Below are 22,322 nucleotides of genomic sequence, written 5' to 3' on the forward strand. Positions count from 1 at the left end.
AAAGAGAACGCGGTTTTATAATATAAAACACCCATAAATCCTTTTTCATAATTAATACTTCGAAGAAAAACGCAGTTCTATCATATAAAACTTTTGATCGGTTGTTGGGCCGACATCCGGAGCAGGCATCGGAAGGGGGATTCAGAAAATGAGAAGAGGCGTTGCCATGCTGTTTACCCTGGTGCTGCTTGCGTCGATTATCGCCGCGGGCTGCGGGGGGCCGTCTGCGGGCGGTGCCAAAACGATCAAAGTGGCCAATTATTTTGCCGACGACCATCCGCAAAACGTGGCTCTTCGGGAAAAGTTCAAGCCGATGGTGGAAGCGAAGACCGATCTCCGGGTGCAGATTTACGGAAACAGCCAATTGGGAGCGGAGAAAGAGTTTTACGACGGGGTGCGGAACGGCACCATCGAGATGGGCATCCCCGGGATGATCATGCAGGCGGATATCCCGAAGATGGGCATCCCCGAGCTCCCCTTCATCTTCAAGGACCTGGACCATGCCAACAAAGTGCTGAAGGGCCCCCTGGGAGAGGAGTTGACGGCGGACCTGGAAAGGGAGCACGGGGTGAAAGCCCTCGCCTGGAGCGCCAACGGGATGCGGATGTTTTCCAGCAACAAGCCTTTGCGCCGCATGGGGGATTTCCGGGGCTTCCGCCTCCGGATGCCGAACATCCCGAACTATATCGCCTTCGGTAAAGCCCTTGGCGCCAACGTGACACCGATGCCGATCTCGGAGGTGTTCACCGCGCTGGAACAGGGGGTGGTGGACGGACAGGACAACCCGATCGCGACGCTTCGGGCTTCCGGATGGTATGAAGTGCAATCCTACGTGCTGGAGTCCAACCACATGTTCAGCCCCAATCTGTACATCATCAACAGCGGGTTCTGGAATCGCCTCTCGCCTAGGGAACAAGAGGTGATCGCCGAGGCGGCGAAGGAATCGGCGGCCTACGAATGGGATCTGCTCAAGAAGAGCATTGAGGAGGACAAAAAGTTCCTGAAGGATCAGGGAATCCGGTTCATCGTCCCGGACAAGCGGTTCCGTGCGGCCATGGAAAAGGCGGCGGAGCCCATCTATCAGCAGTTTTACCGGGAACATCCGGAGACGAAGGACTTGATCGAGCGGATCCGGAGGACGAGTCCGTGAAAGGAGGAGGCGGATGAATCGCTGGATGGAAAGGGCGGGCCGCTGGTTCGAGGGATTGCTGAATCTGTTGATCGCTCTCTCCCTTGCGGGGATGTCGGCGCTGGTTTTTCTCAATGTGGTGCTGCGCTATTTTTTCGACTCCGGCATCACCTGGTCCGAAGAGATGTCCCGTTTTCTGTTCGTGTGGATGGTGTTCCTTGGGGCGATCGCCGCCTTGAAGGAGCGGATGCATCTCGCCGTCGACGTCGTATTCAAACGGTTGTCACCGGGTTGGAAGAAGTTCTTTGCCGTCATCAGCCATTCTCTGGTCCTGTACGTCCTGTGGCTTGTCTTTGACGGAAGCTGGAAGATGACCTGGTTGAACATGGCGTCAAAGGCTCCGGCCACCGGCGTTTCCCTCGGCTTCGTGTACGGGGTCGGGGTGGTGACCAGCCTGGCGATGGCCGTCATCGTCATCCTTCGCCTGTTCCGGATTCTCTTCGGCGGAAGCGGGGAATCGGACTTCTCCCTGTCGGAGGGAAGCGCTGACACGGACTGACAGGCACGGAAAGGGGCGCAAAACATGCTGTGGGTTTTTCTCGTCGCGTTGTTCGCCGCACTGGCCGCAGGTGTTCCCGTCGCTTTTGCTCTCATGCTGTGCTCCGTCGCGCTGATGGTCTCCATGAATATGCTGGACAGTCAGATCGTCGCCCAGAACCTGATTAACGGGGCGAACAATTTCGCCCTGATGGCCATCCCCTTCTTCATCCTCGCCGGGGAACTGATGAACCGGGGGGGAATGTCGAAGCGGATCGTCCAGTTCGCGATGACCCTCGTCGGCCACGTCCGGGGCGGGCTGGGGTATGTGGTGATCATCGCCAGCGTTCTGTTCGCCGGGCTGTCGGGCTCGGCCGTCGCCGACACGGCGGCGTTGGGCGCCATCCTGATTCCCATGATGGTCGAACGGGGATACGACAAAAAAGTTCCCACCGCCATCGTGTCCTCCGCCGGAATCATCGCCCCGATCATTCCCCCGAGCATTCCCATGATCCTTTTCGGCGTGGTGAGCGGTGTTTCCATCACCCAGCTGTTCATGGGAGGAATCGTCCCGGGACTTTTGATCGCCATCGGCTTGATGCTGGTGTGGACCTATATGTCCCGGAGGGAAACGGCGGAGCTGCCCCCGCGGAAAAGTGTGAAGGAGATCCTGATCGCCACCAAGGAGGCGGGTTGGGCTCTGTTGATGCCGGTGATCATCATCGGGGGTTTGCGAGGAGGGGTGTTCACTCCGACGGAGGCCGGCGTGATCGCCGTCTTTTACGCCCTGTTCGTGGGGATGTTCGTTTACCGCAACATCGGGCCGCGTCAACTGTACGACGCCCTGATCCGGTCGGCGAAAACCACGAGCGTCGTCATGTTCGTCGCGTCGGCGGCCATCGTCTCCGCCTGGATGATCACCGTCGCCAACGTGCCGCAGGAAATGACGGAACTTTTGAATCCCCTCATCGACAGTCCGCTACTGCTCCTGCTTTTCATCAACCTATTGCTGCTGGCGGTGGGCATGGTGATGGATCTGACCCCGACGATCCTGATTTTGACGCCGGTGTTGATGCCCATTGTCAAAGCCGCGGGGATCGATCCGGTCTATTTCGGCATCATCATGGTCATCAATCTCTGCATCGGCTTGATCACTCCCCCCGTGGGCACGGTGCTCTATGTCGGATGCGGCATCAGCCGGATCAGCATCGGCGAGCTGGTGAAGGGATTGTGGCCCTTCATGTTGGTGGAGATCGCCATCCTCCTGCTGCTCGTCTTCTTTCCCCAAATTGTCACGGTTCCGTTGGAGTGGCTGACCTAAAGGGAGGTGACCCGTCTTGGGCCGGTGGAAAGTGGTGGTGACCGATTGGGAATTTGCCGATCTGCGGTACGAGGAGAAGGTGCTTGGCGGCGGCCCCTTTGAGCTGATTCCCGCGCAGTGCCGGACAGAGGAGGAGGTGATCGCCGCCTGCCGGGATGCGGACGCGATTCTCAACCAGTATGCCCCTCTGGGGCGAAGGGTGGTGGAGGCGCTGAACCGGTGCCGGGTGATCGTCCGCTACGGGGTGGGCGTGAACACCATCGATTTGGCGGCGGCCACGGAGAAGGGGATCTGTGTCGCCAACGTGCCCGACTATTGTCTCGACGAGGTGTCCGATCATGCGCTGGCTCTCCTGCTCAATCTGGCGCGCCGCATCACTGCGGCCGACCGGCTGGTCAAGCGGGGGGAGTGGGACTTCAAGAGGGCCGCACCGGTCCGCCGGCTGCGGGGTCAGACCGTGGGTCTGGTCGGGTTCGGAAACATCCCCCGGATCCTGGCGGCGAAATTGAAGCCCCTGGGCTTCCGCCTGATCGCCCATGATCCCTATGTTCCCCGGGCGGTCGCCGAGGAACGGGGGGTGTCCCTCGTCTCCCTGGACCGGTTGTGCCGGGAGGCGGACATTGTTTCCGTTCACGCGCCGCTGACGGCGGAAACCCGGGGGATGATCGGCAGGGAGCAGTTGCGGAGCATGAAGCCCCAGGCGTACCTCGTCAACACCTCCCGGGGACCGGTTGTCGATGAGGGGGCTTTGCTGGAAGCCCTTCGGGAGGGGTGGATCGCCGGGGCGGCACTGGATGTGGTGGAGGAGGAACCGATCCGGCCGGACCATCCGCTGCTGTCGATGGAACAGGTGATCCTGACACCCCACATGGCCTGGTATTCGGAAGAGGCCATGGAAGAGCTCAGGACAAAGGCGGCCGAAGCGGTACGGGAGGTGTTGCAGCACGGGAGATATCCGCGGTACCTCGTCAACCTGGAGGTAATGGAACAGGCTTTGCCGGGGAAACGGCAGTGATTCTCAGGGAGAAGGGGGAATCCGGAATGAAACGGGTGTGGGGTTCGGTGTGTGTGGTTCTCTGCCTGGTCCTTGTGACTGCGGCCTGCGGCACCTCCGGGTCTGCGGGGGAGGCCATTGTGATCAAGGCGGGAATCGGTCTGAACGAAGATCATCCCCAGGGGCAGGCCCTCAACCGATTTAAGGAGATCGTCGAAGAAAAAAGCGGCGGCCGCATCCAGGTGCGCCCCTATTTCAGCGCCCAGCTCGGGGATGATTTGAAGATGACGGAGGCGCTTCAGGCGGGCGTACAGGAAGTGACCATTCCGTCCACTTCCCCTTTGGTCGGCATCGTGCCGGAATTCGGGATCTTCGATCTTCCCTTCGTGTTTGACGAAGAGGAGGAGGCGGACGCGGTTCTCGACGGAGCTTTGGGGCAGAAGATTTTGGACAAATTGCCCGAACACGGTTTGGTGGGGTTGACCTACTGGGAGAACGGCTACCGCAATCTGACCAACAGCCGGCGGCCGGTGAAGAGGGCCGAGGACTTCAGAGGGCTGAAGATTCGCACCATGCAGACGGACGTTCACCTGGATGCCTTCAAAGCCTTGGGGAGCAACCCGACGCCGATGCCATTCTCCGAAGTGTTTACGGCCCTGGAAAGCGGGACGGTGGACGGGCAGGAAAACCCTCTAGCGACGATCGTCTCCAACAAGTTTTACGAGGTGCAGGATTATCTCTCCTTGACCAAGCATGTGTACACCCCTTTCGTCTTCCTGGTCAGCAAATCCTTTTGGGACCGCCTCTCCCCCGAAGATCAGCAGCTGATCCGCGAAGCGGCGATCGAGGCCGGAAAGTATGAACGGGAGCTGAACCGAAAAGTGAACGCCGAATCCCTCGAGGAGCTGAAGAAACAGGGGATCAAGATCAATGAGGTGTCGCCGGAGGAACGGGAAAGGATGAAACAAATCATCCAGCCGGTGATTGAAAAGTACAGAAAAAAGCTGGGGGAAGACCTGGTCAGCCAGCTCTTTGAAGAGGTGGAAAAGGCGAGAAACCGTTGAGCCCGTGGAAACGGGAGGGAGGGGAGGGCGTTTTTCATGCGGGTGATCAAGTCGCTGCTCAAGGACGTTCCCCTTCCCCGAATGGTGAAGGTGCGGCAATCCTTCCCGGCTCCGGAGGTGGCCGATGTTCCGGGCGCGGTGCGGGAAGCGGTTGCGGCGGAAGGAGTGCTGGAGCGCATTTCAGAAGGGGATCGGGTGGCGATCGCCGTGGGGAGCCGCGGCGTGGCCGATATCGATGTCATGACCCGGGAGGTGGTTCGCCTCGTCCGTTCCAGGGGTGGTCAACCCTTCATCGTTCCCGCCATGGGCAGCCACGGGGGAGCGACGGCGGAAGGGCAGATCGAGGTTTTGAAACAGCTGGGCGTCACCGAATCGTCGGTGGAGGCACCGATCCGTTCCTCCATGGACGTGGTGGAGGTGGGGAGGCTGGCGAGCGGCCTTCCGGTCTACACCGACAGGCAAGCTTATTCGGCCGACAAGGTGATTGTCATCAACCGCGTCAAACCCCACACCGCCTTCCGGGGCCCCGTGGAGAGCGGGCTGATGAAAATGATCACCATCGGCCTGGGAAAGCAGAAAGGGGCGGAAACTGCCCATTCCCGCGGTTTTCAGTACATGGCGGAACACGTGGTGGCCATGGCCAGAATCGTCCTGAGCCAAGTGCCCATCATCTTCGGCCTGGCCACCGTCGAGAACGCCTATGACCGGCCGGCCAAGATCGTGGCGGTGCCGGCGGAGAAGATTGAGGCGGTGGAGCCCGATCTGCTGCTGGAGGCGAAGTCGCTGATGCCGCGGATCTTGTTTGATCCGATCGATGTGTTGGTGGTGGATGAGATCGGCAAGGACATCTCCGGCGACGGGATGGATCCCAATATCACCGGACGCTATCCGACGCCTTACGCCTCCGGCGGTCCCCGGGTGACCCGGATCGCCGTGCTCGGCTTGACGGAAAGGACCCACGGAAATGCCAATGGAATCGGCCTCGCCGATATCATCACCCGAAAGGCCCTTGAGGCGATCGAATGGGAGAAGGGGTACGCCAACGCGCTGACGAGCACAGTGGTCTCCACCGTCAAGCTGCCCATGTTTATGGAAACGGAGGAGCTGGCGGTGAAGGCGGCGATCAAGACGTGCAACGCCCCCGACCCGTCCAGAGTGCGGCTGGTCTGGATACGGAACACGCTGGAATTGAAGAATCTCTGGATCTCGGAGAGCCTGCTGGAGGAAGCCCGGCGGCGGGAGGACGTCGAGATTTTGACGGAACCGGAAGCGACGGATTTTTCCGTTTGGCCCGGCGATAAAAGCGACGAGAGGAAGGATCCCGGATGAAAGTGACGGGGATATCGCTCTACAAAGTCCCTCCGCGCTGGCTGTTTCTGAAGGTGGAGACGGATGCCGGCCTCGCGGGGTGGGGGGAACCGATCGTGGAAGGGCGGGCCGACACCGTGGCCGCCTGTGTCCGGGAGCTGAGCGATTATCTCATCGGCAAGGATCCGCTCAAGATCGAAGATCACTGGCAGGTCCTGTACCGCGGAGGGTTTTACCGGGGAGGTCCGATCCTGACCAGCGCCCTGTCCGGCATGGAACAGGCCTTGTGGGACATCAAGGGCAAGTATTACGGCATCCCCGTTTACGAGATGCTGGGCGGCGCCGCCCGCGACAAGATTCGCGTCTACTCCTGGATCGGAGGAGACCGTCCGCAGGATGTGGCGGCCGCGGCGAAGGAAAGGGTGGAGGCGGGATTTACCGCGGTCAAGATGAATGCGACGGAAGAGATGAATTATATCGACACGCCTGCTAAGGTGGAGGCCGTGGTCGACCGGATCGCGGCCGTCCGGGAAGCGGTCGGAGGGGATATCGGAATCGGCGTCGATTTTCACGGCCGGGTGCACCGGGCGATGGGGAAGATTCTGGCCAAGGAGCTTGAGCCCTTCCGTCCGATGTTTTTGGAGGAACCGGTGCTTCCGGAAAACAACGAGGCCCTCCGGGAAATCGCCCGCCACACCGCGGCGCCGATCGCCACCGGCGAACGGATGTATACGCGCTGGGGGTTTAAACGGATCTTGCTGGAGGGGTATGTGGACATCCTTCAGCCGGACCCGTCCCATGCCGGAGGCATCCTGGAGGTGAGAAAAATCGCCGCCATGGCGGAAGCCTTCGATGCGGCGGTGGCCCTCCACTGCCCCCTCGGTCCGATCGCCCTGGCCGCGGCGCTGCAGGTGGATGCCTGCACGCCCAATGCGATCATCCAGGAGCAGAGCCTGGGCATCCATTACAACCGGGACGGCGATTTGCTCGATTATCTCGTCGATCCCCGGGTGTTCCGCTATGACGGCGGCTTTGTGGAGATTCCCAGGGGACCGGGCCTCGGCATCGAGATCGATGAGAAGCGCGTCGAGGAGGCGGCGCGGCGGGGGCACAACTGGAAAAACCCGGTCTGGCGAAATGAAGACGGGACCGTGGCGGAATGGTAGCGTTTCGCGGCTTCTTACCGGACCGTCCCATATTCCACCGTCTCTGAGGCGGGACAAGGAGGAAGAAAAATGGCCCTTCGGTATCCGAACATCGACAACCCGGTGAATCCCTACCGGGACAACGTGCAGGGAAAGGCGAACGAGCCGATCTGCGTGGCGGGATTGCTGGACCGCGCCAAACAGGTTCTCGGTCCGGCCTATGAGGGGCCTGCGCCCGACTGGACGCTGGAGGCGATTTATGACCGCCTGGAAAACAATGCCCCGCGGATCGTCATCATCGGCGGGTCCGCTGATCATCCCGCCCACATCATGGATTATCTGACGACGGCCCGGGCGGCCCTTCGCATATGGCAGAACGGCGGCGTTCCCTTTTCCTTCTCCACGCCCGTCATGTGTGACGGAACGGCGCAGAGCAACCAGGGGATGAGTTATTCCCTGCAAAGCCGCAACGCGGTGGCGGAGGTGGTGGTGAATCAGATCGAGGCCCACAGCTATCACGGAGCCTTCGTGATCCAGGGATGCGACAAACAGCCCCTCGGGGTCGTCAGCGCACTGGCCCATGTGGATCGGATCCGCCGCTTGCGGGGGGAAGCTCCCTTCTTTGCCACCTTCGCACCGGCCCATGTGTTGAAGGGAGGGACGATCCCGCCGGATCTGCGCAGGGAGCTGGAGAACGTGGCCAAGAGGGCGGAGGGCCAGGGGGCGGACGACATCGCACAGGATTTGCGGGAAACGATGGCCTACATCCTGCAGTGTTCCTCGAACACCGCTTTCCAGGGAGTGCTTCAGCGGGCCCGGGAACGCGGCATCCTGACGAAAGAAGAGCACAAGGATTACGAAAAGCGGCTGGCGGTGGCAACCTGTGACGGCAAAGGCGGCATCTGCGCCTTCAACGGAACCGGCAACAGCTCGCGCCATCTGGTGGCCGGTCTCGGTCTGGTCCATCCGGCGCTGGAGCTGTTGACGGAACCCCCGGACCAGGAAGCGGTGAACCGGGCCCTCGACAGTCTGGCGGCGATGATCAACGATCCGGCGTTCGGCGTGTCCAATATCATGGCCGCCAACGTCCGGAACGCGATACGGATCCACAGCGCATCCGGCGGATCGACCAACCTGATGATGCACCTGGTGGCGGCAATGCTGTACGGAGGCTACCGATTCAGCCTCTGGGACATCGACCGGATTCACAAGGAACACCCGGTTCCGGATCTGTTCGACTACAGCCTGACGGAGGGGCGGGACATCTTTGCCCTGGCCCTGCAGTGCTGCAGCGGAAAGATCCGCGGCATGGAGACGCTGTTCCACGAGCTTCTGGAAAACGGGGTCCCGATGGATCTGGATGCCCCCACGGTCACCGGAACCACGTGGCGGGAACGGCTGGCGAGGCGGGAGGGGCTTTCCGCCGAGCGCGTGACCGACAATCCGATCATTTTGTCCGAGCCCCGGCGTCCCTTCAGCGGGGTGGACGTGCTCACCGGCAACTTTTTTGAGAGCGCGGTGGTCAAAATCAGCGGCATGCCGACGCCCCAACTGGATGAGTTCGACAAGAAAGCGGCCTTCGTCCTCTACTACGAAAACGAGGAGGATGCCAACCGAAGCCTGCTCGATCCGGATTTGCTGGAGCATTTGAAGCGAAAGCGCCACTTCAGCCATCAAAACCTGCGGGCCATGCTGAGGCACAACGGGCCGGAGCATGTTGAAAGATGGAAAGACATGGATTATGACGAGCTGTACGATCACATGGTGAAAAACCACGTGTTGAAAATTGCGGTGGTCATCTCCGGACAGGGCCCCGCCGCCTTCGGGATGCCGGAAATGTTCACCCCGATGCAGCACATCAACGCCAACCGAACCCTGAGGAGGCTGGTCACCGTCATCAGCGACGGACGCTATTCGGGGGTGACCTATGGTGCGGCGATCGGGCACATGACGCCCGAAGCCCTGCAGGGAGGGGGAATTCTCTATCTGAAGACGGGGGACCTGCTGTATCTCGATCTGAGAAGGGGAGAGATTCAGTTTCTGGATGCGTCAGCCTTTCAAAACGGGCAACTGCGGTTCGAATTTGATTCCGTCCGCACCGCCCGACAGCCCCTGGCCGAGCAGCGGCTCTCCCGCCTCCGCAGGCGTCAGCGGCGGGTGGCTGCCGGCAACCGGCTGGTCGCCCATACCGATGCGGCGCACGGAGTGGTTCCGCTGGCGGTGGCGGAGGAAGCCGAGTTGGATTATCGGAGCGACGTCCTCCTGCCCAAGGGAAAGCGCGTGGCCCGGTAGCGTAACCGTTCTGTCAGATCAGGAAAGGAGGATGTCGCGTTGAGTTTGTCGGGACCTCCTGTGGAGGCGATCCTCCGCCCCTCGGCGCGGATCGCAGATGGTTTGTCTCGCTTGAAAAGGGAGGTTGAGGGGATGACGGTCCCCGTGGAGGGAAAATGAGTCTGGACGTCGTAACGCTCGGAGAGACGATGGTGCTCTTCATTCCCACGTCGGTCGGCCCGCTCCGCTATGCGAACGCTTTTGAGAAGACGATCGGCGGCGCCGAGTCGAACGTGGCGATCGGCCTGGCCCGGCTGGGGCATCGGGCGGGCTGGATCAGCCGCCTGGGAAACGACGAGTTCGGCCTGTTCGTGCGCAATTTCATCCGGGGGGAGGGGGTGGACACATCCCGGGTCATCTTCGACGACCGGTATCCGACGGCGGTGTTTTTCAAGGAGAGGCAGGCGGGACGGGAGCCGAGGGTCTACTATTACCGGAAAGGCTCTGCCGCCAGCCGGATGAGTCCGGAGGATCTGGATGAATCGTATATCCGCGAAGCCCGCATCCTTCATCTCACCGGGATCACGCCGGCCCTCAGCGAAAGCTGTGCGGCCACGGTGGAGCGGGCGATAGAACTGGCCAAGAAACACGGGCTTCTGGTCGCGTTTGACCCGAATATCCGCCTGAAGTTGTGGTCCCGGGAGGAAGCCCGGCGGGTGCTGATGGATGTGGCGAGCCGGTGTGACATCATCCTGCCCGGGTTTGATGAAGGCCGGATCCTCACGGGAGAGCGTACGCCGGAAGCCATCGCCGCGCGCCTGCTGGAAAACGGCGCCCGCGCGGCGGTGGTCAAGTTGGGTGAGCGGGGCGCCTATTACGCAACCCGTAAGGAGTCGGACTACGTGGAGGGATACCCGGTGGAGCCGATTGTCGATCCGATCGGAGCGGGGGACGCTTTTGCCGCCGGCTTTCTGTCGGGACTGCTCAGGGGCTGGTCGTATCGGGAAGCGATCCGGCTGGGCAACCGGACCGGTGCCTATGCGCTGACGGTGGCGGGAGATGTGGAAGGGCTTCCCTATTGGTCGGAGATCGATCTTAAGCGTTCGGATCAAGTGCTGCGTTAGCGCCCCGTACATCTGTAAATGGTGCGGGAATGCGCGAAGCCCGTTCCGAAAAAGACACGCGCCGGGAGAGGCGGCGGTCAAACCTTTCCATCAGACCGTGCGGCGCGGGTCGGGCTTCGGCTGTCCCATCGAAGCTCCCGCCTGCCGGGTCGGAGATTGGTGCGGCGGCGGATTTTTCGGAAATCGCGGAAATGAAAAACAACGGACAAGGGCGCACAGGCCCGGAGGTGAAAGGATTGCCGATCATTCAAGCTGTCGACCGCGCTCTCCGGATTCTCGATCTGTTCGATGAACACGACACCGAGCTGAAAATCACCGAAATCAGCCGACGCATCGGCCTAAACAAGAGCACGGTCCACTCGCTCTTGAAGACGCTGCAGGCCCACGGATACATCGATCAGAACGCGGACAGCGGCAAATACAGACTGGGGCTCAAACTGGTCGAACGGGGCAATCTCGTGCTCCATTCGCTGGATATCCGGACGGTGGCCAAGGGACATCTGCTGGATCTGTCCCGGCAGACCGGACTGACTGTTCACTTGGTGATCCTTGACGGGAAAGAGGGTGTCTACATCGACAAGGTGGAGGGCACCTCCGGCATTGTGATGTACTCCCGTATCGGCCGGAGGGTGCCGATCCATTCCAGCGCCGTCGGAAAGGTGTTGGTCGCCTTCCAGAGCGAGGAGGTGATCCGGAACATTCTGGACGGTTATGAATTTGTGCCGCACACGCCCAACACCATCGCCGATGAGCGGACGTTTCGAGCCGAACTGGAAAAAGTGCGCTCCCTGGGATACGCGATCGACAATCAGGAAAATGAGCCGGGGGTGCAATGCGTGGCCGTCCCGGTCCGCGATTACCTCGGTCAGGTGGCGGCCGCCATCAGCATGTCGTCTCCCATTGCGGGGATTCAGGAGGAACGGCTGGAAAGCATGATCCTTTTGCTCAAACAGACGGCGGAGAAAATCTCCCGAAAACTGGGTTACGGCATCCATCATCAGAACCCGGTTTAATTCCAAAGGGCGGAGGCAATTTCCATGCGCATCATCCGTTTTTTAAACGATCCACATCCCCCCGTTCTGGCCGCGGTCACCGATGATCGCCGGGTTTACCCCTTGCCGTACACCGATTTTTTGGAACTGGTGCGGACGGCGGAGCGCCGGGGGGAAACGCCGCTGATGCTGCTGCGGCAGGTGCTGTCTTCTTCGGAGCCGCTGAAGAGATCTTACGAGGAACTCGCCTTGCTGGTTCCCATCGAGGCCCCCGAGGTGTGGGCCTGCGGCGTCACCTACGAGCGGAGCAGGGATGCCCGGAATGCGGAATCAGGCGGCGGAGAAGTCGGAAAGACCTGTTACGACAAGGTGTATGAAGCGGAGAGGCCTGAAATTTTCCTCAAGTCGACCGCAGCCCGGACGGTGGGACCCCATCAGCCGGTCTATCTGCGCAGCGACTCCTCCTGGCAGGTTCCGGAGCCGGAGTTGGGACTGGTGCTCGACCGGAACGGCCGGATTCTCGGATACACGGCTGGGAACGACATGAGTTCCCGCGACATCGAAGGGGAGAACCCCCTCTACCTGCCCCAGGCAAAAATATGGCGACATTCCTGCTCGATCGGGCCGTCGATCCGGCTGGCGGAAACGGTGGAGGACCCGTATCGGTTCGAGATCTCATGCCGCATTTACCGCGGCGGCCGGAAGGTGTTTGAGGAGTCGGCGTCCACGGGGCGGATGAAGCGGAAAATGGAGGAACTGGTGTCCTTTTTGATCCGGGACAACCCGATTTTTGACGGGACCGTGCTTTTGACCGGGACCTGCATTGTGCCTCCCGACGATTTCACCTTGCAGGAGGGAGACCGGATCGAGATCGGAATTTCCGGCATCGGAACCCTGATCAACTCCGTCAAGGCTCCGGTCCCGCAGGTCTGACGGGCTGAGCGACATGGGAGGGAGATCCGGATGGAAAAGGGATACAAGACCGTGATGCTGCACCCGGAGGATTCGGTGGCCGTGGCCCTTTCCCCGATCCCCGCGGGCGCCGCCGTGGAGGTCTCGTGTCGGGGGCGCCGGTTTACGGTGGTGTTGAGGGATGCCGTCGAATTCGGCCACAAATTTGCCGTGGTGCCGATCCGAAAGGGGCAGGATGTGCGGAAGTACGGCGAGGTGATCGGCGCGGCCACCCGCGACATCCGGGTCGGGGAGCACGTCCACGTCCACAATGTGGAGGGAAAGCGGGGAAGGGGTGATCGGGTTGTGCGCGGAAAGTCTTCCTGAGCTGATGGGCTACCGGAGGCCCGATGGGCGGGTGGGTGTCCGCAACCACGTGCTGATTCTGCCCACCATCACCTGTGCGACGCAGGCCGCCCGGCGGGTGACGGAACTGGTTCACGGCACCGTCTCCTTCATTCATCAGCACGGCTGCGCCCAGGTGGGCGCCGATTATGAGCAAACCTTCCGCACCTATGTGGGGATGGGAACCCATCCCAACGTGTACGGCGTGGTGGTGATGGGGCTGGGGTGTGAAACCCACCAGGCCAGAAGCGTCGCCGACGAGATCGCGAAGAGCGGAAAACCGGTGGAAGTGGTCTCGATCCAGGATCACGGAGGGACGCTGGGGGCGATTGCGCAGGCGGCCCGGATCGCCGCCCGGATGGTTCAGGACGCTTCCGCTCTGACCCGGGAGCCCTTCGGCTTCGAGGAGCTGATCGTGGGAACCGAGTGCGGCGGGTCGGACGCCTGCTCGGGCCTGTCCGCCAACCCGGCCGTCGGGGTGGTCAGCGACATGATCGTGGACCGGGGCGGAACGGCCATTCTGGCGGAGACGACCGAGCTGATCGGCGCCGAACACCTGCTGGCCGAGCGGGCGGTGGACGATCGGGTGGCCAAGCGGGTGTATGAAGTAATCGAGGCGATGGAAAACCGGGCGATCGCGATGGGGGTCGATATCCGGACCGGAAATCCGAGCCCCGGCAACGTCCGCGGCGGCCTCACCACGCTGGAGGAAAAATCGCTGGGAGCGGCGGCGAAGGCGGGCACGCGCCCACTGCAGGAACTGGTGGAATACGCGCAGCGGCCGACGAAAAAAGGGCTGGTCTGGATGGACACTCCGGGCCACGATATCGAGCAGTTGACCGGCATGGTGGCCGGCGGCGCCCAGGTGGTCCTCTTCACCAGCGGCCGCGGGACGCCGACGGGATCGCCGATCGCGCCCGTGATCAAGATCGCCACCAACACCCCGATGTTCGAGGCGATGCGGGAAAACATGGATCTCGACGCCGGAACGATTATCGACGGGACGGAGTCGGTGGAATCGGTGGGGAAGAGGATTTTTGAGGAAATCCTGCAGGTTTGCTCCGGCAAGCTGACCAAGTCGGAAATCCTGAGACAGCACGATTTCGGCATCTGGCGAATCGGCCCCACGTTTTGACGCCTGCAAAAGGTCGGGGCCGTCAGAGGATTTCCTTTTCAACGGACTTCCGGAAAAGATGAAAGGCGGGTGAAGCTCCCTTGACACTGACGACGGGGATCCAAACCTATCTCAACTACATCGATGGAAAGTGGGTTCCCGCTTCCACCGGGGAGGTGGAGGCATCCATCAATCCGGCAAATCGCCACGACGTGATCGGTTATGTGCAGATTTCGGGCCGGGACGATCTGGAGAAGGCGGTGGCCGCCGCCAAAAACGCCCTGTCTTCCTGGCGGAAGCGGTCCGGTCCGGAAAGGGGAGAATTTCTGCACCGCATGGCGAATGTTCTGGAGCGCCGGGCGGATGAGATCGCGGAGACGATGACTCGGGAAATGGGCAAGACGCTTCCCGAAGCAAAGGGGGAGACGGCCCGGGGAATCGCCCTTCTCCGATATTACGCGGGGGAAGGGATGCGGAAGGTGGGGGATGTCATCCCTTCCACCGACAGCGAGGGGCTGATGTTTACCACGCGTGTGCCCCTCGGCGTGGTCGGGGTGATCACCCCGTGGAATTTTCCCGTGGCGATCCCCCTTTGGAAAATGGCGCCGGCGCTGGCTTACGGAAACACGGTGGTTTTCAAGCCGGCGGAGGAAACGGCGGTCACCGCGGCCAAGTTGGTGGAATGCATGGAGGAAGCGGGGCTGCCGGCCGGGGTAGTCAACCTGGTGATGGGCAGCGGCCCGGTTATCGGGCAGGGCATCGTGGATCATCCGGACATCAGCGGCATCACCTTCACCGGTTCCAATGAGGTGGGAAGGCGGGTCGGTCAAAGGGCGGTGGCCCGCGGCGCCAAATTCCAACTGGAAATGGGCGGGAAAAACCCGGTGATCGTTCTGGAAGACGCCGATTTGGACCTGGCCGTCGAGGCGACGGTCAGCGGCGGCCTGCGCACCGCCGGGCAAAAGTGCACGGCGACCAGCCGGGTGTTTGTGCAGAGCGCCGTGTACGATCCGTTCAAGGAGAAACTGCTGAGCCGAGTGAAAGAGATCCAGGTGGGAGACGGGATGGATCCGAGAACCTGGATGGGACCGCTTGTCAGCGAAGAGCAGCTGCACAGGGTTCTCTCCTACATCCGGAAGGGAGTGGAGGAGGGGGCAACCCTGCTCTGCGGCGGACGCAGGCTGGAAGAAGAAAATCTGAAGGACGGATTTTTTGTGGAACCGACCGTGTTTGAAGACGTGACACCGGAGATGACGATCGCCCGGGAGGAAATCTTCGGGCCGGTGTTGGCCCTGATCCGGGTGGATACCTTGGAAGAAGCCCTGAGGCTGGCAAACGATGTTCCCTATGGGCTGAGCGCCTCGATCTTTACGAGGGATATCGGCAACATGCTGTCCTTTATTGATGAAATGGATGCGGGTCTGGTTCGGGTCAACGCGGAGACCGCCGGCGTCGAGCTGCAGGCCCCCTTCGGCGGCATGAAACAGTCCAGTTCTCATTCGCGGGAACAAGGTCGGGCCGCCATCGAGTTTTTCACCTCGATCAAGACCGTGTTCGTCAAAGGGTAAACAGGGACATCGGCCCCTCTTGAGGCGAACCGACTCATCATGTACGGCTTGCGGCTCATCCGTCATCCCTTCCGGAAGGAAGGAGGGGATGGGCCGCGGAGCGGCTTTCCGTTGCAACGAAACGAAGCGGTACATGGCGGGATATCGATGGGTCGATTTGGGCAAAGCGGCACAGGGAGAGGATGGTATGGATTTACAAGAAAAAAACCGCCGGTTGGGTGAAATCCTGCGGGAGATGGGGAAGGTGCTCGTCGCCTTTTCCGGAGGCATCGACTCCACCTTTGTGCTGGCGAGGGCGAGACAGGAGTTGGGGGACAACGTGCTGGCGGTCACGGCCGCCTCGGAGACCTTTCCCCGGCGGGAGCTGAGGCAAGCGGAGGAATTGGCCCGGCGGCTCGGGGTGCGGCACGAAGTGATCCGGATTGAGGAACTTTCGCGGCCCGAATTCGTGGCCAACCATCCGGACCGCTGCTATCATTGCAAGGCCGGCCTGTATCTTCAATTGGTGCAATTGGCCAAAGAACGGGGCATCCGGTGGGTGCTGGACGGTGCCAATATGGACGACCTCGGCGATTTCCGCCCGGGAAGGCGGGCCGCGAAGGAGTTCGGGATTCGCAGCGTGCTGCAGGAGGCGGGTTTGTACAAGAGGGAGCTCAGGCAATTGGCGCGGGGGATGGGTTTGCCTAACTGGGACAAGCCCTCCTTCGCCTGTCTCTCCTCCCGGATCCCCTACGGCAGCCCCATCACCCTGGAGAAGGTGAAGCAGCTGGACAGAGGGGAGGAGGCGCTGCACCGGCTGGGATTTCGTCAAGTGCGGATCCGGCACCACGGTGCGATTGCGAGGATTGAGGTGCCCAGGGAGGATTTTGCCCGGGTGCTGGACCGGGCCGATCACATCGCGGAAGTTTTGAAGCGCCTGGGGTTCACGTATGTCACGCTGGACCTGCAGGGATACCGGAGCGGATCGATGAACGAAACCCTGAAAGGCGCACTGTAGGGGGCCGGATTTTCGGCGGAAAAATCTTCGGGACGGGACGCGGAATGGAGGATTCGATGAAAGAATTTGAGGACATCGGGTTTTGCAAAGTGGATCTCGGCCGGGAAGCGAGAACCGGCCACCCGGAGGTGATTTTCGGACAGGGGAAGACGGTGCGACAGGTGCGGGAGGTTTTCAGGCGGCTGATGAAGGCCCACGGACGGGCGATGGCCACCCGGGCGACGCCGGAGATGGCGGATGCGGTGAAGGCCGACTTTCCGGAAGCGTCTTACGATCCGGTGTCCCGGCTCCTTAATTGCGGGCGGGCGCCCCGCCGCCTTCCGGGGAAGGTGCTCGTCTTGTGCGCGGGCACGTCCGACATCCCTGTCGCGGAGGAAGCGGCGGGAACCGCCGAGTGGATGGGATGCCGGGTGGAGCGGATCTACGACGTCGGAGTGGCCGGCATCGACCGCCTGCTCGCCTATCGGGAAGCACTGAGGCAAGCCGGCGTGCTGATCGTGGTGGCGGGGATGGAGGGGGCCCTGCCCAGCGTCGTCGGCGGGTTGGTGAGCCGGCCGGTGATCGCCGTGCCCACATCGGTGGGATACGGGGCCCATTTTCAGGGGTTGGCCGCGCTGTTGTCGATGCTGACCTCCTGCGCGTCGGGAGTGACGGTGGTGAACATCGACAACGGATTCGGGGCGGGCTGTGCGGCGGCGAAGATTCAACAACTGGTGATGGAGGCGCGTGAAGGTGAAGACCTTGTACCTTGATTGCATCTCCGGCATTTCCGGTGATATGACCCTGGCCGCCCTGATCGATCTCGGCGCGGATCTCGCCTACATCGAAAAGCACCTCAGGGAGCTGCCCATCGATCCCTTTGAAATGTGGACGGAGACGGTGGTGAAGCGGGGAATTACCGCCCGGAAACTGCGGCTTCGCGTGGAGAAGCCCCGCCGGGGTCATCATCACCGCCGTGCGGCGGACATTCTCGCCATGATCGACAAGAGCGGATTGCCGCCGAGGGTGAAGCGCCGCAGCCGCGCCATCTTTCAGGCGATCGCGGAAGCGGAGGGCAAGATACACGGGACCGGGCCGGAGGAGGTTCATTTCCACGAGGTGGGCGCCATGGATTCGATCCTCGACATCGTCGGGGTGTGCCTCGCCATGGAGAACCTCGCCATCGAGGAGGTGTACGCCTCCCCGGTGCCGACGGGATACGGGAAAGTGCGGATGGCCCACGGGTTGTACCCGATTCCCGCTCCGGCCACCGCCGACCTGCTGGTCGGCGTTCCCCTGTCCGATTGGAACGCGGAAGGGGAATTGACCACGCCGACGGGGGCGGCCATCCTGAAAACGCTGGTGAAAGGGTTCGGCCCCCTTCGGTCGATGACCATCCAGAGAATCGGCTACGGTGCCGGGGAGAAGGATTTTGATCACCCCAATGTGTTGCGGGCGATGCTGGTGCGAAAGACGCATGAATGCGGGGAGCGGCGGAATCCCGCTTTTTCGGAGGCCGTCGACGCTTCCGGGGAGAGCGAAGAGGCGATCGCGGTCCTGGAAGCCCAACTGGATGACATCACCGGAGAAGCGTTGGGATATGCCATGGACAGGCTGTTTGCCTCCGGGGCGTTGGATGTGTTTTACACGCCCGTCTACATGAAAAAGAACCGACCGGGCACGCTCCTGACGGTTCTGACGCTCCCCGAATCCGCCGACCGCTGCGAGCGGATACTGCTCTTGGAAACCTCCACCCTGGGAGTGCGAAGAGCGATGTGGACGCGCCGCAAACTGAAGAGGCGGGTGGTGAGCGTGGAGACGCCTTACGGTCCCGTCCGCCTGAAGCAGGCTTTTCTTGGGGAGAACCTGATCCGGCATCTGCCGGAGTATGAGGATGTGGCGGAAGCCGCCCGTCGCGCCGGCGTTCCCTTTTACCAGGTGTATCAGGCGGCACTGCATTCGCATCCAGACGGGGAGAAGTGATCATTTTCTGCCTATGGGACGGAAGGGGTTGGAAGTGGAACCGCAAGATGATCCGACTTAAGATCCATAAAAATCGCTTCCGGCGTGTTATGACGATGCATTGCCCGCAGTGCGCCGGAAAAGGTTTTGCGGCGGAAAGGATCGATTCGTGTTATTGAAATATATGGGAGTATGGGAGGGAGCCTGTGATGATTCGGTCAAGGAAGGGATTTGCCGTTGTAGCTGCGATGTTGTTGGTGGCGGCGTTGGCGCTTCCAGCCGTGCACGCTGCGCCGGACACGCCCTATTACGGGAAAGAGTTTTCCCAGCCGGAGAAGGTGCTTAAGCTTTTTCCCGATCCGGACGTGCGGTTTGAAACGCCCGCCTTCACTTCCGGCCTGGAGCGTTTCACCAGCCAGGAGGAAATGGTCCAATTCCTGCGAAAGCTGGATCGGAGCAGTCCCTGGACCGTCATGAAATCCCTCGGGCGCTCCCAGGAGGGACGGGAGATGCCGGTCCTCTTTTTCAAAAGGGGGAGCGGAAAGGGGAAACCCACCGTCTGGCTGCAGGGGCAGATCCACGGCAACGAGCCGGCCGCCGGGGAAGCGATGCTGGTGATGGCACAAAAATTGGCCGGGGAATACGGGAGGAAACTGCTGAAGCACATCAATGTGGTGCTGGTACCCCGGGTCAATCCGGATGGCTCCTATGCCTTCGAGCGCAGGATGGCCAACGGAATGGACGGCAACCGGGACCATTTGAAGTTTGACACGCCGGAGGCGCGGGCGATCCACTCCCTCTACAATCAAGTGCAGCCGGAAGTGGTGATCGATGCCCACGAATACAATCCGGACCCGGCGCTGCTGAAGGATGTGGGGAAGGAAGGGGCCCTGAAGTATCACGATCTGCTGATCCTCTCCGGGAAAAACCTGAACATTCCCGAGGAGATTCGCGATTTTGCCGACGGCGTGATGGTGAAGGAGGCCAAAGCTCGCCTGGCGAAACAGGGTTTTTCCAGCGGTGACTATTACACGGCCGCCAAGAGGGACGGGCAATTGGAAATCACCGAAGGGGGTCCGGAACCCCGCATCGGGCGCAACAGCTTTGCGCTGAAACCCGCCCTCTCTTTCCTGGTGGAGACCCGGGGCATCGGCATCGGGCGGGAGAATTTCCTGCGCCGCGTGGCCGCTCAGGTGACGACCCATCAGAGTCTGCTGGAGACCGCCGCTTCCCGTGCGGACCGGATCCACCGGCTGGTTGACGGGGCCCGGAAGGAGATCGTCGGGAAAGGGAAAAGGGTCGGGGACGACGATGAAGTGATCGTCACCAGCAAGGCGAAGGAATATCCCGCAACCCTGCCGGTGGTGGATATCGCCGAGGCGAAGGTGAAGGAGATCCCCGTCCGCTACTTCAGCCACACCGAAGGGGAAGCGGACCTCACCCGGGAACGGCCCCTGGCCTACCTGCTGAAGCCGGAGCAGACGGACGCGGTCCGGCGGCTGAAATACGCCGGCGTGAAGGTGAATCGGCTGAAGAAGGCCGCCAAGCTGACGGTGGAAAGCTATTTCGTCACCGGGAAGGAGACGCAGGACAGCCCCTATGAGGGCCATCCGCAACATCAAGTGACGACGAAGGTCGTCGAGAAGACCGTGGTCCTGCCGAAGGGAAGCTGGATCATCCCCATGGACCAGCCGACCGCCAATCTGGCCGCCCTCGCCATGGAACCCGAATCGACGGACAGCTATGTCACCTTCGGTTTCATCCCTTCCGAGGCCGGAGAGGAGCTGCCGATTTACCGGTACATGGGGGGAGGAAGCCTGCGGTAAGCAACATTCCTTTGGGAGCGGGACAAATTCATATCCACATCGAGAGCCATCCGAATTTGTGTCGGATGGCTTTCTTCGGAACTCTAGGTGCTTCTCATGTCATTGTTGGGCGACGATCCATTAAGTCATTTGCCAATGATCTCATCCGGAGACAAGTTTTTTCAGCAATAACTCCTTGACTTCCTCCATCATATAAAACTGCTTCATCTGTTATCTTTGCTCCCATAATAACATTTCCCGGTGTTGATCCGGCGGCAAAGAAGGGTTATTTCCGGGCATGGGAAGGGAAGATTCTTGATGGGAAAGGAAGTTTTCCCTTCCGTTCCTGCCGAACTCGTCATCAGAACATTTCAAAAAGGGGAGAAGGGTTTTGGGAAGCATCAAAGTGGGGATTATCGGGACGGGTTTTTCGGCCAGGTCCCATCTGGAGGCGTTGAGGCGGCTGAACCGGGTGGAAGTGGTGGCGATCGCCTCAAGCAGTCAGGAAAGGGCGGAACAGGTGGCGAAGGAATTCGGCATTCCCAAGGCGTACGGGGATGCCCGTCAGCTGATCCACGATCCGGAGGTGGAAGCGGTTCACAACTGCACTCCCAATCACCTTCATTTTCCGATCAACCGCGAGGTGTTGTCGACGGGCAAACACCTCCTGTCGGAAAAACCCCTGGCGCTGAACAGTCAGGAATCCCGACAGCTGATGGAATGGGCGCGGAAGAGCGAGGGGGTGAGCGGCGTCTGTTTTAACTACCGCCATTATCCGATGGTGGCCGAGGCTCGGGCCGCAATCTCCGGGGGTGAGTACGGCAGGGTTTATCTGGTTCAGGGGGGGTACCTGCAGGATTGGCTGCTTTACAACACGGATTATAACTGGCGTCTCGAACCGGAGCAGAGCGGAAGCACCCGCGCCATCGCCGACATCGGATCCCACTGGTGCGATACGGTTCAGCATGTGCTGGGGCGCCGGATCGTGGAGGTGTTCGCCGATCTAAAGACGGTGCATCCCGTCCGTTACAAGCCGAAGGGGCCGGTGACCACCTTTGCGAAAAGCGAGGATGGGGACCGGGAGGAGATCCCGATCCACACCGAGGATTGCGGTATCGTTCTGGTCCATTTTGAAGGAGGAATCCAGGGGGTGTTCACCGTGTCCCAGGTGAGCGCCGGCAGAAAAAACCGCCTCTACTTCGAGATCTCCGCCGAAAAAGCGAGTTTGGCCTGGGACCAGGAGGAGCCGAACCGCTTGTGGATCGGAAAGCGGGAGGAGGCCAACCGGGAGCTGCTCAGGGATCCGTCGATTCTTTCGGAGCCGGCCGCGTCGATGGCCCATTACCCCGGAGGGCATCAGGAGGGGTGGCCGGACGGCTTGAAGAATCTGCTGATCGATTTCTACGAAGAAGTGAGAAGGAAGAAAGAGGGTGGGGAAGCGGCAAGCGGCGGAAAAACCCCGTCCTTTGCCACCTTTGAAGACGGCCACCGGATCATGGTGTTGATCGAGGCCGTTCTGGAAAGCCATCGGACGAAGAGATGGGTGGGGGTGGAAGAGTAGGAGAAAGAAAGCGAAAAACGCCTTTCCGGGGAGGGGGCGTTTTTCGGTTGTTGCGGGGCTGGTAGATCGAAAAGATTGACAAGTTGACTCCCTATCCTATCATCCATTAGGATGTGGGAAAAGCACCCCGGCAATCCGAACCGAAGAAGGAATGA

At 61.0% G+C, this 22,322-nt stretch carries 19 protein-coding genes; all 19 read left to right on the top strand.

Going from position 1 to position 22,322, the window contains the following annotated elements:
* Positions 1–148: 148 nt before the first annotated feature.
* The 19 genes from CLV97_RS08960 (at position 149) to CLV97_RS09050 (ending at position 22,167) form a co-directional block, all read left to right on the top strand.
* On the top strand, positions 149–1,150 hold the full coding sequence (locus CLV97_RS08960; RefSeq protein ID WP_106345186.1) for a TRAP transporter substrate-binding protein: 1,002 nt from the start codon (positions 149–151) through the stop codon (positions 1,148–1,150).
* Positions 1,151–1,163: 13 nt separating this feature from the next.
* On the top strand, positions 1,164–1,688 hold the full coding sequence (locus CLV97_RS08965) for a TRAP transporter small permease (RefSeq protein WP_245891445.1): 525 nt from the start codon (positions 1,164–1,166) through the stop codon (positions 1,686–1,688).
* A gap of 24 nt (positions 1,689–1,712) precedes the next feature.
* The gene (locus tag CLV97_RS08970) at positions 1,713–2,987 is read left to right on the top strand and encodes a TRAP transporter large permease (RefSeq protein ID WP_106345187.1); all 1,275 of its coding nucleotides are present in this window, start codon (positions 1,713–1,715) and stop codon (positions 2,985–2,987) included.
* A 16-nt stretch (positions 2,988–3,003) separates the two neighbouring features.
* Positions 3,004–4,002, top strand: a complete 999-nt coding sequence (locus CLV97_RS08975) for a C-terminal binding protein (protein WP_106345188.1) — start codon at positions 3,004–3,006, stop codon at positions 4,000–4,002.
* A 26-nt stretch (positions 4,003–4,028) separates the two neighbouring features.
* Complete coding sequence (locus CLV97_RS08980; protein ID WP_106345224.1) at positions 4,029–5,045, top strand: TRAP transporter substrate-binding protein; 1,017 nt, start codon at positions 4,029–4,031, stop codon at positions 5,043–5,045.
* A gap of 36 nt (positions 5,046–5,081) precedes the next feature.
* Positions 5,082–6,374 (top strand): nickel pincer cofactor-dependent isomerase, group 22, encoded by a 1,293-nt coding sequence (locus CLV97_RS08985; protein ID WP_106345189.1) that lies wholly within the window; start codon positions 5,082–5,084, stop codon positions 6,372–6,374.
* Positions 6,371–7,519 (top strand): galactonate dehydratase, encoded by a 1,149-nt coding sequence (dgoD, locus tag CLV97_RS08990; RefSeq protein WP_106345190.1) that lies wholly within the window; start codon positions 6,371–6,373, stop codon positions 7,517–7,519. Before CLV97_RS08985 ends, dgoD begins: the two co-directional genes overlap by 4 nt.
* A 69-nt stretch (positions 7,520–7,588) precedes the next feature.
* A complete protein-coding gene (locus tag CLV97_RS08995; RefSeq protein ID WP_106345191.1) occupies positions 7,589–9,790 on the top strand; it encodes a dihydroxy-acid dehydratase domain-containing protein in 2,202 nt (733 codons plus the stop codon).
* A gap of 155 nt (positions 9,791–9,945) precedes the next feature.
* Entirely contained in the window at positions 9,946–10,893 is a 948-nt protein-coding gene (locus tag CLV97_RS09000; protein ID WP_106345192.1) for a sugar kinase, read from the top strand.
* A 236-nt stretch (positions 10,894–11,129) separates the two neighbouring features.
* Positions 11,130–11,906 (top strand): IclR family transcriptional regulator, encoded by a 777-nt coding sequence (locus CLV97_RS09005; RefSeq protein ID WP_106345225.1) that lies wholly within the window; start codon positions 11,130–11,132, stop codon positions 11,904–11,906.
* Between the two features lie 24 nt (positions 11,907–11,930).
* Positions 11,931–12,818: a fumarylacetoacetate hydrolase family protein gene (locus CLV97_RS09010; RefSeq protein ID WP_106345193.1), complete on the top strand. Its 888-nt coding sequence runs from the start codon at positions 11,931–11,933 to the stop codon at positions 12,816–12,818.
* Positions 12,819–12,848: 30 nt separating this feature from the next.
* Positions 12,849–13,163 carry a UxaA family hydrolase gene (locus CLV97_RS09015; RefSeq protein ID WP_106345226.1) on the top strand — a complete coding sequence of 105 codons (315 nt, stop codon included), beginning with the start codon at positions 12,849–12,851 and terminating at the stop codon, positions 13,161–13,163.
* Between the two features lie 4 nt (positions 13,164–13,167).
* Positions 13,168–14,316 (top strand): UxaA family hydrolase, encoded by a 1,149-nt coding sequence (locus tag CLV97_RS09020; protein ID WP_211295713.1) that lies wholly within the window; start codon positions 13,168–13,170, stop codon positions 14,314–14,316.
* Positions 14,317–14,396: 80 nt separating this feature from the next.
* On the top strand, positions 14,397–15,863 hold the full coding sequence (gene gucD / locus CLV97_RS09025) for an alpha-ketoglutaric semialdehyde dehydrogenase GucD (protein WP_211295709.1): 1,467 nt from the start codon (positions 14,397–14,399) through the stop codon (positions 15,861–15,863).
* Positions 15,864–16,050: 187 nt separating this feature from the next.
* The gene (larE, locus tag CLV97_RS09030) at positions 16,051–16,860 is read left to right on the top strand and encodes an ATP-dependent sacrificial sulfur transferase LarE (RefSeq protein ID WP_106345228.1); all 810 of its coding nucleotides are present in this window, start codon (positions 16,051–16,053) and stop codon (positions 16,858–16,860) included.
* Positions 16,861–16,916: 56 nt separating this feature from the next.
* Positions 16,917–17,612 carry a nickel pincer cofactor biosynthesis protein LarB gene (gene larB, locus CLV97_RS09035; RefSeq protein WP_106345229.1) on the top strand — a complete coding sequence of 232 codons (696 nt, stop codon included), beginning with the start codon at positions 16,917–16,919 and terminating at the stop codon, positions 17,610–17,612.
* Positions 17,593–18,822, top strand: a complete 1,230-nt coding sequence (gene larC, locus CLV97_RS09040) for a nickel pincer cofactor biosynthesis protein LarC (protein ID WP_106345195.1) — start codon at positions 17,593–17,595, stop codon at positions 18,820–18,822. Before larB ends, larC begins: the two co-directional genes overlap by 20 nt.
* 188 nt (positions 18,823–19,010) lie before the next feature.
* Positions 19,011–20,627 (top strand): M14 family metallopeptidase, encoded by a 1,617-nt coding sequence (locus tag CLV97_RS09045; RefSeq protein ID WP_245891446.1) that lies wholly within the window; start codon positions 19,011–19,013, stop codon positions 20,625–20,627.
* A 370-nt stretch (positions 20,628–20,997) separates the two neighbouring features.
* Entirely contained in the window at positions 20,998–22,167 is a 1,170-nt protein-coding gene (locus CLV97_RS09050; protein WP_106345196.1) for a Gfo/Idh/MocA family protein, read from the top strand.
* The last annotated feature ends 155 nt before the right edge of the window (positions 22,168–22,322 follow it).

Origin of the sequence: Planifilum fimeticola (genome assembly GCF_003001905.1) — a bacterium.
In the GTDB taxonomy this organism is placed as follows: domain Bacteria; phylum Bacillota; class Bacilli; order Thermoactinomycetales; family DSM-44946; genus Planifilum; species Planifilum fimeticola.